The 11,880-nt window shown below is 59.5% G+C and carries 8 protein-coding genes; 4 read left to right on the top strand and 4 right to left on the bottom strand.

Going from position 1 to position 11,880, the window contains the following annotated elements:
• Entirely contained in the window at positions 1 to 1,971 is a 1,971-nt protein-coding gene (locus IF10I1_RS09685; protein ID WP_186415323.1) for a hypothetical protein, read from the bottom strand.
• A gap of 391 nt (positions 1,972 to 2,362) precedes the next feature.
• Between IF10I1_RS09685 and IF10I1_RS09690 the strand changes: the two genes are divergently transcribed.
• From IF10I1_RS09690 to IF10I1_RS09705, 4 genes are all read left to right on the top strand, one after another.
• Entirely contained in the window at positions 2,363 to 2,665 is a 303-nt protein-coding gene (locus tag IF10I1_RS09690; RefSeq protein ID WP_186415324.1) for a helix-turn-helix transcriptional regulator, read from the top strand.
• 657 nt (positions 2,666 to 3,322) lie between these two features.
• A complete protein-coding gene (locus IF10I1_RS09695; RefSeq protein WP_186424465.1) occupies positions 3,323 to 6,241 on the top strand; it encodes a hypothetical protein in 2,919 nt (972 codons plus the stop codon).
• A gap of 478 nt (positions 6,242 to 6,719) precedes the next feature.
• Entirely contained in the window at positions 6,720 to 7,529 is an 810-nt protein-coding gene (locus IF10I1_RS09700) for a SapC family protein (RefSeq protein ID WP_186424466.1), read from the top strand.
• Positions 7,530 to 7,762: 233 nt separating this feature from the next.
• Entirely contained in the window at positions 7,763 to 7,972 is a 210-nt protein-coding gene (locus tag IF10I1_RS09705) for a DUF6447 family protein (protein WP_186393204.1), read from the top strand.
• Between the two features lie 223 nt (positions 7,973 to 8,195).
• Here the strand turns inward: IF10I1_RS09705 and IF10I1_RS09710 are convergent, their stop codons facing one another.
• From IF10I1_RS09710 to IF10I1_RS22845, 3 genes are all read right to left on the bottom strand, one after another.
• The gene (locus IF10I1_RS09710) at positions 8,196 to 9,485 is read right to left on the bottom strand and encodes an HlyD family type I secretion periplasmic adaptor subunit (protein ID WP_186393203.1); all 1,290 of its coding nucleotides are present in this window, start codon (positions 9,483 to 9,485) and stop codon (positions 8,196 to 8,198) included.
• 37 nt (positions 9,486 to 9,522) lie between these two features.
• Positions 9,523 to 11,244 carry a type I secretion system permease/ATPase gene (locus IF10I1_RS09715; RefSeq protein WP_186393202.1) on the bottom strand — a complete coding sequence of 574 codons (1,722 nt, stop codon included), beginning with the start codon at positions 11,242 to 11,244 and terminating at the stop codon, positions 9,523 to 9,525.
• Positions 11,245 to 11,665: 421 nt separating this feature from the next.
• The coding region (locus IF10I1_RS22845; protein WP_208994268.1) for a hypothetical protein at positions 11,666 to 11,880 on the bottom strand (215 nt) is incomplete at its 5' end.

Below are 11,880 nucleotides of genomic sequence, written 5' to 3' on the forward strand. Positions count from 1 at the left end.
TTATACGATTCCGAATTCGATGAATGTTTGCTGGTGTCCGATTGTTGAGATGACGTGTCCGTCTTCGGTTATCCAGCTTTTGATGACTGGTATGTCTGTTTGTTCATCGATTGCGGTTAGGTCGACGAGTAGGAGTTCTGTTTTGATCTGGAGCATTTGGATGGCTCCGGCATCTAGGATGAATGCGTGGACGAATTTCTTTGCCAGATCGTTGTATTCGGAGAATGTTGTTCCCAGGATTGAGAGGCCTTGCTGGGGTTTTTCTGTGAGGATGGGGATTGTTTGCGGCTGTGCTGGGTGATCGGCCTGGGGTGTTTCGCCTGCGGCTGAGCTGATCTGGGATAGGACTTTGTCGAGGTTTTCGGGGTTGATTGTTGTTGAGACGCTGATACCGCCGAGCTGATAGTTTGCGATTGCGCCGAGGTATTTCGACACGAGGCTGATGAGGGTGTCTGCTTCGGTTGTTGAGGGTGTTGCGGGCGCGGTTGAGATGCGTTCCGGCAGATCTGCGGCCTGGATTGTGACGATGGTTCCGGCTTGTGCGGTGCTGATGCTGTCTGCTGTGGCGGGTGGTGTGCTGTCTCCGTTTTCCACCTTTCCGTTTTGCGCGGGGATGTGAGCGGTGCTGGCGTGGACCGTGAGGGTTAGGGGTGCGTAGATGGGCTCTGGCGCGGTGTGTGCCTGCGGGGTTTTGGTCCCGGTGCCGGCATGGGTTGTGCTGGTTTCGGCTTGGATGTTGAGTGTATTGTGGTCCTGGTCCGGGGCGAATGAGGCTTCGAGGGCCTTTGCGGCTGCGTCTGTGTCGAGGCCGGGCAGGGCGGTTGAGGGGTCTGGTGCCTGGAGGCCATAGCCGATTGCAATGACGGCGAGGTTGACGGCGAGGGCCTGTGCGCTTGCTGCTGCGCCTGAGGGGGCGGGCGCTTGCAGGGTGCGTGTGTCGAGGGTCTGGAGGATGCGTGCAGCATCGAGCAGGCTTGGGTTCTGCCGGTCTGCGGTCCCGCCGGATTGCGGGCTGTTCGCGGCCAATTCCTGTTCTTGAGCCTGTTCTGGTGTCTTTGCTGCGTTCAGCAGGTCCATGGCCAGCAGGTCTGTGTGGGGGAGATCTGCGTGGCTGGGTGTGGCAGGCTCGTGTGCAGCGCCTGTGATGTCTTCTGCGGCCTGTGCGGTTGCGCTCATCTCGTTTGAGGCGAGGAAGAGGGTCCAGACGAGAGCGGCGAGCATGACGGCGGGGTGGAGGCGCACGGTTTGCTGCTGCAGCATGCGGGGGTGGAATGTGATGACATTCCCGGCGGGCTTGTTGCGCTCTGCCAGCTGGCGGACGAAGCTGTCGATGAGGGCTGGGAAGTCCGGTCCCTGGAGGAGGGCGCCGAGCCCTGGGCTGTCGAGCAGATAGGTGCCGCCGGTGCGGGCCAGGTGCACGAAGACATCGCCGTCCTCGCGGCAGAAGACGAACCAGGGGTCGTTTTCGTCGCTGAGGCCCTGGGCGGATGAGATGCGGATTCCGGCCTGCACGAGCAGGGCTTCGACGCGGTAAAGGTCTGCGATTTCCTGATTGGTCCAGCCTGGTTTTGTGGAGGGCTGGGTGGAAGATTGGCAGGCCTGTCCGCGGGCGGCGCCTGAGGAGAGGGGGGTTGTCGAGATTGGATGTGCCGGGATGGCAATGGTTCCGCCGGGGGTGGCCCGGAGCAGGGCGGGTCTTTCCAGTTCAGGCCTTTCCAGTTCAGGTCTTTCCGGGGCAGATTTTCCGGCCAGCCTGTCCAGCAGGCTGGCGGTCACAGTGCAGCTGTCCTGCAGTCCGAGGCTTTTCTGCAGTTCCGGGTTTTGTACCAGAGAACCCTGTGCCAGAAGATCAGACTCAAGGATATTCCCGGGTTCGGGGATATTCCCGGGTCCGGGGGTATTCCCTGGTTCGGGAATGGTCCTTGAACCATGGATATCCGGCGCGCCGGGGAAGGCAACAATCTCAACCATTCTCAATCTCAACCCAAAAGACCCTGTCATATTAGCGGCTGGGGAGGGCTTGCGTCCAGTGTGAAGCGGGCAAAAACGGGAGCGCCCGCTTCAGGTCCAGCTTCCGGGTCCTGTTCTGGTCCGGCTTTGGGCGGTTTTCCTGTGCATTTGCCGTCTTCTGCCAAGGCTTTCGGTGCTGACGCATCACGCCTTGATTTTGCTCAAACGCTGCAGGGGCTTAACCAGCTCTCGATGACCCTGGCTCATTGAGAGCTGGTCTTCATCCGGCGGGGGCGGTGAAGGGCTGGGGGGGATGCGCGGGGCAGAGCTGCAGAAAAGCACTGGCCCGTTCCGGATTTTTCCTATATCAAATGATGTAAAGAGTGTGAGTTTCCCCGCGAAAGTAAATGCAATGCAGTTTCAGGGCAGCGCCTCCATTGCCAGCGACAACAGGCAGGATCTGCGTCTTCAGGCGGGTCTGTGGCTGAAGGCTGCCCGTGAGCAGGCTGGCCTGTCGCAGCGTGACCTGGCCGAGCGGGTCGGCGTCCTCTACTACACCTTCATCTCCCAGATTGAAGGCGGCAAGGGCCGCATTCCGGCGGAGCGTTATGAGGCCTGGGCGCAGGCGCTCGGTATGGCGCCGCGTGATTTTGCCATGCGCATGCTCAGCTTCTATGAGCCGACCACCTATGACCTGATCTTCCGGGAGGGCTGATCAGGGCCCTCGATGCTGGTGCATCACGCCCTGGATTTGCTCAGCCGCTGCACGGGCTTGACCCGTTTCCGGTCAGCCAATCCTACCCCCGCAAAAAACACTCGCCGGTCAGCCAATCCTCTGGTCAGCCAATCCTCTGGCCAGCCAGCGCCAGTGAGAGCTGGCATGATTCGCCGGGCCCTTGCTGTTCAGGGCTTTCGATGCTGGCGCCTCGCGCCCTGGATTTTCTTATTAACCGGGGCTCCCGATGCTGGTATCATGCTCTGGATTTGCTCAGGCGCCGCACGGGCTTGACCAGACCTCAATGAGTCAAGTTCATTGAGGTCTGGTATCACGCCCTGGATTTGCTCAGGCGCCGCACAGGCTTGACCAGCTCTCGAATCAAGCTCATCGAGAGCTGGTGTGAGTGGCCCTTTTTGCCGGCCTGCCGCTTCTCCTGGCCGCCCTGCCGTTCTTGCTCTCTCTCCACCCTGTTTTTTTGCCCGTTTCGGTGGTTTTCCGGTGTAATCACATCTTGCCTGAGGCAGCCTGCGGTGATAGGGGTACAGTGCTTGCTGGACGCCCCTGCTTCGGGCTGCGTCAGGCAATCTTTGCCCGGGGGAGACCGTCCCGGCGAAGTGACGTCAAGTCGCACACAGGATCAAGGAGATAGGGCTCATGGCTCTGGCATTCGACGCTACTTATTATCTTTCGGCACGCCCGGACGTGTTCAACGCTTTTGTTGCAACCGCCGGCTCGACGGGCCTGACCTGGGCTCAGTTTGCTGAGCGCCACTACGATAACCATGGCCGTTTTGAAGGTGCCAACCCGAACACGACCTTCAACACCAAGGACTATCTGACGGCGAACCCGGACGTTGCCGCCGCCGGCGTCAACCCCTTCACCCATTTCATGAACTTCGGCGCCAAGGAAGGCCGCGCTCCGAGCGCCACGTTCCCGTCCTTCGCCTCGTTCGACGACAAGGCCTATCTGGCGGCCAATGCTGACCTGGCTGCCGCCGGCATCACCACCAAGAATGCTGCCTACGAGCATTTCGTCAAGCACGGCCAGTTCGAAAGCCGTCCGGGCGCTCCGGTGGTTGACTCCGGTGTCCCGGGCCAGACCTTCACGCTGACGACTGGCGTGGATACTCTGACGGGTACGGCAAACAATGATACGTTTGTTGCTGTGGCTGCTACAACTGGTGCAACGTTCAATACGGCTGACACCATCAACGGTGGCGCTGGCAAAGACACTCTGAACCTGACTGTGGATACACTGCTTGCGAATAGCATTCCTGCCGCTTCCACCAACAGCGTTGAAATCATCAACGTTCGTAACGTTTCGGGTGCCGCACAGACGGTGGCAGGTTCTAACTTCGTTGGCCACGAACAGATTTGGTCCGACCGTTCTGCAGATAGCCTGACGATTACCGCTGTGAATGCTGGTGCAGCTGTTGGTGTGCGCGGCAACGCGCTCGTGACCAATAATGCTGTCACAGCCACCTATGTGGATGCAGCCACCGCAGCAACGCTGGCGATTGCTGGCGGTACGCTTGCTGGCAATAACACCGATATCACCATCAACGGCGCTGGCCTGACTGCAGCAACCATCACCTCGACTGGCGCAGCCAATAAAGTTGATGCGATTGCTCTCGCGAATAGCATCAAGTCGGTCACAGTCAACGCTTCTACGGATCTGACTGTCGGTGCCGGTAACAGCGATGGCATCACTGGTGTGGCTGCAGGTAGCACCCTGACTGTCATTGGTACGGCTGCTAATGTCGATCTGGATGTTCTTGCCGCCAACTTCAAGTCTGTCGATGCTTCTGCTTTCGAAGGTGGCGTGAAAATCACTTTGGACGGCGATGCGGACACCGTCTTCAAGGGTGGTAAGGGTGCTGATGTGGTGACCACCGGTGCTGTGCTGACCACCGGTTCCGTGGACGGTGGTGCCGGTCGCGACACGCTGAACATCGGTGCCAACGTTACCCATGCCAACACCGCTGCTCTGGCTGCCAAGTACACCAACTTCGAAGTGCTGCGTGTCAACGGCACGTTCGATGCGTCCCTGATCGCAGGCATTGAAGCCATCGAGCTGTCTGGGGCAACCAACAACATCTCCAAACTGTCTGCGACGCAGGCCGCAAACATCACTGCTCTGGCCGATATCGGTGCAACGACCTTGGCTCTGTCGGATGCGACCGGCACCGCTGACGCTGTGAGCGTGACCTTCGGTGACGGCAAGGGCGCTGCTTTTGATGCTGGTGCACTGACCATCAACGGCTTTGAAACCCTGAATGTCAAGGCAAACGCCAAGGCTGGGGATGCTGATCAGACGACGACTATTGCTTCGCTTGCTGCCGACAAGCTGACTGCGATCAACCTCACCGGTTCCGCTGTCACTCTGACGAACGCAGCAACCACGAAGGCTGTCACCATCGACGGTTCCAAGCTGACTGGTAACGGCGCTACCACCCCGGTTGGTCTGACTATCTCGGGTAACCTCGTTGCAGGTTCGACCGTCACCGGTTCGGCCACTGCAGGCAACACCTTCAACCTCGGCACGGCTGGCTCCAGCTACACCGGTGGTGCAGGCAAAGACAATTTTGCCTTTACCGCAGTGACCCAGCTCCGCGATGGCGCGACATACAACAAGCTGGATGGTGGCGCAGGTTCTGACACTGCAACTCTGACGGCGGGCGGAGCCGCTGTGACCTTCATCGATGACGATTTCAAGGAAATCAAGAACATCGAGAAGCTCGTCATCGGCAATACGGGCGACGGTAATGCCATTTCTGTGACGACCGGTGGATGGTACGACGGCAACTTCAAGTCTGCCGGGTCGGAGATCGAAGTGACTGCCGGTGGCAAGTCTGCAGTGACCTTCGCTGGCGGCACCTTCTCTGGTGCACAGAAGCTCACCGTTACTACGTCCGCAGACGCTCAGGACGTTTCCGTCCTGACCGGCAGCGGGAACGACACCGTCAAGGTTGTGGCTACGGCTCTGACCACCGGTGACATCAGCGTGAACACTGGCGCTGGTACTGACAGCATTGAGATCGAAGTCTCGGCGGCAGTTGCTGCCGGTTCGGTGATCTCCGTGAACGGCGGTGCTGGCAAGGACACCATCAAGTTCACCGGACTTGACGCTGCTGATGCCCAGTACGTCACGGTCACCGTTGGTGCAGGCGACTCCACCATCACCGCCTATGACAGCATCACGGGCTTCAGCGTTGGTGGAGCCGACGCGTCTGTGAAGCTTGACTTCGCTGGGGCTGCTGCTGTCGCAGCAAACCAGGCTGCAGCAGGCGTCACTGGTTACACCGCTGCCGAACTGACCTATACCATCAACAGTGGTGTGCTGACGTTCGCAGGTTCCAAGGCTTCTGGTCTTGATCTTGCAACCAAGATCACTCTGGTTGACACACTGGTCACGGCGAACCTGTCGACTGCTGCTTTCGAGCATAGCGGCAACACGTACGTGTACAACGAAAACACGGGCGGCGACTCGCTGGTCGAACTCGTTGGCATCACGGGCGTCACCGCACTGTCCGCAGCCGCTGGCGGTGCAGCCAACACCATTAACATCGCCTAATCTCTCCGGAGACAGATACCGGCCCGCATGGGCCGGTATCTGAGCTGAACACGCAAACCCTGCGCCCTCTCTGGACGGCGCAGGGTTTTTTCTTGAGTGCTCAGGACGTCTTGGAGGGGTGTCTTTTTTTGGGGGGCGCTGGCCTTCGGCCTGATACCAAGGCTTTCGATGCTGAGGCATCACGCCTTGAAAATGCTCAGGCGCCGCACGGGCTTGACCAGTTCCCGGTGAGACAAGCTCATCGGGAACTGGTATCACGCCTTGAAATGGCTCAAGCGCCGCACGGGCTTGACCAGTGCCCGGTGAGTCAAGCTCATCGGGAGCTGGTATAAGCCCGGCCCTGGGGCAGGCACTGGCATCGCAAGAACCGGGAAGACCTGCTATCAAAAGACCCTGCACTGGCTTGCAGGGCCAGGACACACGGCAGCACACAGGTCAAAGAACAGGCCGCAAAACACGCCGCAAAACAGGGCACACCATGACACAGCTTGAAGCCGTCTCCCGCGATCTCCACAGCTCAAAATACTGGAAACGCTTTGAGGACTATGCCCATGCCCGGCCGGACATGGTGGTGCCTCTTGCCGCCCAGGAGCTGCCGCGCGCCCTCCTGGACATGCCGCTGGCCTTTATGAGCCAGGACGGGCATGTCGTGCCCGCCGCCCTGCTCGGCCTGGCGCCGGGCCGCAATCTCTTCGTGGCGCCCGATGGCCGCTGGCTCGGCGCCTATGTGCCGGCCTTCTACCGCAGCTATCCGTTCCGTCTGGCCAGCACCGGCGAAGGGCAGCAGATCCTCGCCATCGATGCGGACAGCGGCCTGATCTGCGATGCTCCAGGCGAAGCCTTCTTTGACGGCGAGGGCCAGCCGGCGCCGGCCGTTCAGGAAATCCTCGGCTTCCTCAACCAGGTCCAGGCAAGCCGCGCGGCGGCAGCCCGGACCTGCCAGCTGCTGGCAGACCATGGCCTCATCCGCCCCTGGCCCATCTCCGTGCCGGACGGGGAGGGACACAGGCAGCTTGACGGCCTCTATTGCATCGATGAAGCTGCCCTCAACGCGCTGCCGGACGAGGCCTTCCTCACCCTGCGCCGCGCCGGGGCGCTGAGCCTTGCCTATTGCCAGCTTCTGTCCATGCAGAACCTGCAGAAACTGGGCCAGCTGGCCCATGCTCATGATTCGGCCCAGGCTCAGGCTGCGGCCCAGGTTCAGGCCCAGGCTGCATCTTCGGGGCAAGGCCAGGAGGTCAGTTTCCTCCACGGCGATGGCATCATTGATTTCAACGCGCTGACATAATACCCAGGCTTTCGATGCTGAGGCATCACGCCTTGAGATTGCTCAAGCGCCGCACGGGCTTGACCAGTTCCCGGTGAGACAAGCTCATCGGGAACTGGTATCACGCCTTGAGATTGCTCAGGCGCCGCACGGGCTTGAGCAGCTCCCGGTGCGGCAAGCTCTCATCGGGAGCTGGTGTAAATCTCATGCTCTGCAGCAGATGCGGGGCAAGCATGACACAAAAGGACATTCCCATGACTGACACATTCAACGGCGAACCCAAGGTCACCATCGACGGCAAGGACTATGCCATCGACACCTTGAGCCAGGACGCGCTGAACCAGCTGTCCAGCATCAACATCGTGGACCGCAGGATCGCCGACCTGCAACAGGAAATGTCCATCCTCCAGACCGCCCGCAACGCCTATGCGGCCGCGCTGGCCGCCGCCCTGCCGCGGAACTGATACCCCCCGTTGAGCCTGATGCCGGATTGCGGTGAGCTTGTCTCACCGCAATCCGGTTTAGCCCGTGCGGCGCCTGAGCATTTCAAGGCGTGATGCGTCAGCATCTCAAAGCCTTGCTATGATGCCGGTTTCCCGGTGAGCTTGTCTCACCGCAATCCGGTTTAGCCCGTGCGGCGCCTGAGCATTCCAAGGCATGATGTGTCAGCATCTCAAAGCCTTGCTATCACTCCTCGTTCATGCTGCGCCAGATCGCATCGGTGAGCGGGGAAATCAGATAATCAGCCACGGTCCGTTCCCCCGCCGAGATCAGCACATCCGCACCCATGCCAGCCGTCAGGCGGCTCTCGATCTCGTCAGGGATCATGCCGGTGCTGACATTGATACGGGCGAGGAAGTAAGGCGGAGTGCGCCCGTCAGGAGGGGTGATGCTCGCCTTGGACACCGTTGCCACCTCGCCGGTGATGATCGGCAGAAAACGGCTCGGAAGCCCGCTGAACTTGATCTCCGCCGTCATCCCCTCCCGCACCGCATCAATATCGGCCGGGGACACATGGGCATTGATCACCATCTGATCCGTATCCGGCACAATCTCTAGCATCACCTGGCCCTGGCGGATCACCCGGCCCCGCACCTGCAGGTTCTGCGCCGTGCCGTCGATCGGAGCCCGGATCTTCGTGCGCTCCAGAACATTCTCCGCAACCTTGCGCTGCTCGATCAGCTCCTGGATCTGGCTGCTCACTTCCTTGTATTCCGAGGAGGCGCGCTCGCGGAACTGCTGCTGCGTCTGCAGGATCTGGAATTCCGTCTCGCCAATCGACTTGTCGACCTTCGCCTGCTCGGTCTCTATCCGCGCCACATTGGCCTTCACCGCCACATACTCGTCTTCATAGGTGGTGAAGAGATTGGTCTGGACAGCGCCTGTCTTCAGCCCCGTCTTCAGCCGGTCCAGCCGCTCCGACAGGATCTGCGCCCGCATCTCGAACGCCGTCTTCTGATCGCCCAGACCCTGCCGCTCACGCCGCAGCTGCTCAATCCGGTTGTTCAGAATATCCGTCTGCGACTGCAGGATCGACGTGCGGTCGGCAAAAATCTGCCGCTGATCCGCAATCGCGGCCATCACCTCCGGCGTCTTGTCGTTCAGCAGGCGTTCGGAGAACTCCAGGCTGCTGCCAAGATTGCGCTCCGCCTGAAGCCGGGCCTCCATCGCCTGCGCCACATGCAGGCGGATCGTCACCACCTGAAGATTGGCGCTGGCCTGAATGTTGTTCAGCTCGATGAGGATGTCGCCTGCCTTGACCCTCTGGCCCTCGGCCACGGAAATCTTCTCAATGATCCCGCCTTCCAGATGCTGGATCTCACGCCGGTCCATCGCAACATCAACGGTCCCCGGTGCAACGATCGCCTTGTCGAGCTTGGCGGTCGCCGCCCACACCCCGGCAACTCCAAAGGTGAGGGCAATCACCGCATAGCCGGCAATCACAAACGGCTTCGGATCGGCTTTGACTGGTTTCATGGAAACAGATTCCCTGTGCTTTTCATTGCCCGCTGTGTCACGCGCGCTGCTGCGCTGCGGCAGAGGGCTGCTGAACCGGTACCACCGGCACGGGAGTGCTGGCAGGCTTGAACAGCTCCTGAGGGGTTGTCAAAGCCTGCAGCGTCCCGTCACGAAGCACCAGCGCCCGGTCGCTCACCGCCAGCAAATTCGTCTTGTGCGTTACCAGAATGACCGTCACGCCTTCACTCTTCATCACCTTGATGGCTTCGATCAGCGCATTCTCCCCGTCTGCGTCGAGGTTTGAATTCGGCTCATCCAGCAGCACAATGCGCGGCATGCCAAACATGGCCCGCGCCAGGCCAACACGCTGGCGCTGTCCGCCGGACAGCTGCTGGCCATTGTCACCAGCCTGGGTCTCGTAGCCATCCGGCAAGCGCAGGATCATCTCGTGTACACCGGCCATCTGCGCCGCCTTCACAACAGCATCCGATTCCCCGCCGCTGAACCGCGAGATATTCTCTGCAATCGTTCCCGCAAAAAGCCGGACTTCCTGCGGGAGATAGCCCATGTGCTGGCCAAGCTGGCCACTGTCCCAATGGGCGATGTCGGCCCCGTCAACCCGCACCGTGCCCGAGAGCACCGGCCATACACCGGCCAGATGCCGGACAAGGCTCGACTTGCCGGAGCCCGAAGGTCCGATCACCGCAAGGGTCTCGCCGGGGTTCACCTGGAAGCTGATGTTCTTCAGGAACGGAACCCGTGTTCCGGGAATGACGGAGGTCAGGTTCTCAACCGAAATCAGCCCCTTTGGCGCCGGAAGCTCCGTGCGTGCCTCATCCCCCGGGATGTTGTCAAAAAGCTGCTTCAGCCGTTCATGCGCCTGGCGGGCCGCGACAAATTGCTTCCACTGCGCAACGCCCTGCTCCACGGGCTGAAGGGCGCGGCCCATCATGATCGAAGCGGCAATCATGATGCCGGGAGAGATCTCCTGATGCAGCGCAAGATAAGCCCCCAGGCCCAGAATCGCAGACTGGATCGTCATGCGGAAGAACTTCTGGAACGTCAGGATCGCGCCGGACTTGTCACTTGCACCGGCCTGTGCGGCAATCATGCTGCCGTGGCGTTCCCGCCAGCGGGCCCCAAGCGCCTTCTCCATGCCCATCGACCGGATGACTTCCGCATTTTGCAGAACGGCCCCGGCAAACTGGCTCGCCCCTTGCGCCGCCGTATTCGCGGCCTTCAGTTGCGTCTTCGTGGCATGCTCGTTGATCAGCGCCAGTGCGAAGATCACAATACCGCCGCTCAGGGCAAGATAGCCGAGCCACGGATGAAACAGGAAGCACACAATAATGAACAGCGGCGTCCATGGCGCATCAAAGAACGTCAGAATGCCGCTGCCGGTCATGAACTCCCGGACCTTGTCGCCGTCTGACAGAATATATTCCGCACCTGCGGACGGGTTGCTCAGGCGCAGCTTCACCGCCCTGTTGAAGACGGCCGCCGACAGAACTTCATCAAACTGCATCCCCGCACGCACCAGCATGCGCGATCTGATGAACTCAAGAACACCATAGATAACCAGCAGAAACAATGTGATCAGGGAGATCATCAAAAGCGTCGTCTCGTTCCGGCTGCCCAAAACGCGATCGTAAATCTGCAGCATGTAAAGTGGAGAGACAAAAAGAAGAACGTTAATCGCAAAGCTGAAAACAAAAGTCGTGAAAACTATGGCGCGAAATTTGCCATATGCAGCCTGTAGGGGTGTCTTGAAAACCATAATCCCATCCCATGCAGGGAGCCCGCAAACGCGGTCATCCCGTCTCACGATTGATACATCATCCAAACCAGCCAAAGCCGGGGGCCAAAGACACCCGCCAGACCAGCAAGGCAAAATCTAATGTGCGCGAGCTACTGCGCACAAGCTTTGAACGCAAACAGTTTGAGCCCTCAAGGCCCAAACCCGCGAAGCTGAACCATCCCGGTCACAAGGGCACATCACAACACGCCCCGCAAACCCCGCTCATATCAAGGCCTATCAACCTCTCAATGCTCGCATACAATATCATGCCACCAGCAGACAGCCTACCACAACACCCAGCAAAACTGCGCAACAGGACCAAAACACACAAACCCGCAACACCGCCGCAAAACACCGTCAACCAAACCGAACTCCTACAGCAACAAAACCTCCTTGGCAATCACACTCGAAAAGCAACATAATGCCAAAATAGAGTAAAATCCAAAATAACAACGCAAACAAAACAAAAAAACGCGCGAAACAAAAATGCCAATCTAGTAGAAAAAACAGTAAAAACCCAAAACAGCAACAGCCCCGGAAAACACCGGGGCTGAGCAACACAAAGAAAAACCTGAATAAAATCTGAACGTAAGATCAGAAAACCTGCAGGGATTT

This window comes from Pannonibacter sp. I15F10I1 (genome assembly GCF_900185665.1).
Lineage (GTDB): Bacteria > Pseudomonadota > Alphaproteobacteria > Rhizobiales > Stappiaceae > Pannonibacter > Pannonibacter indicus.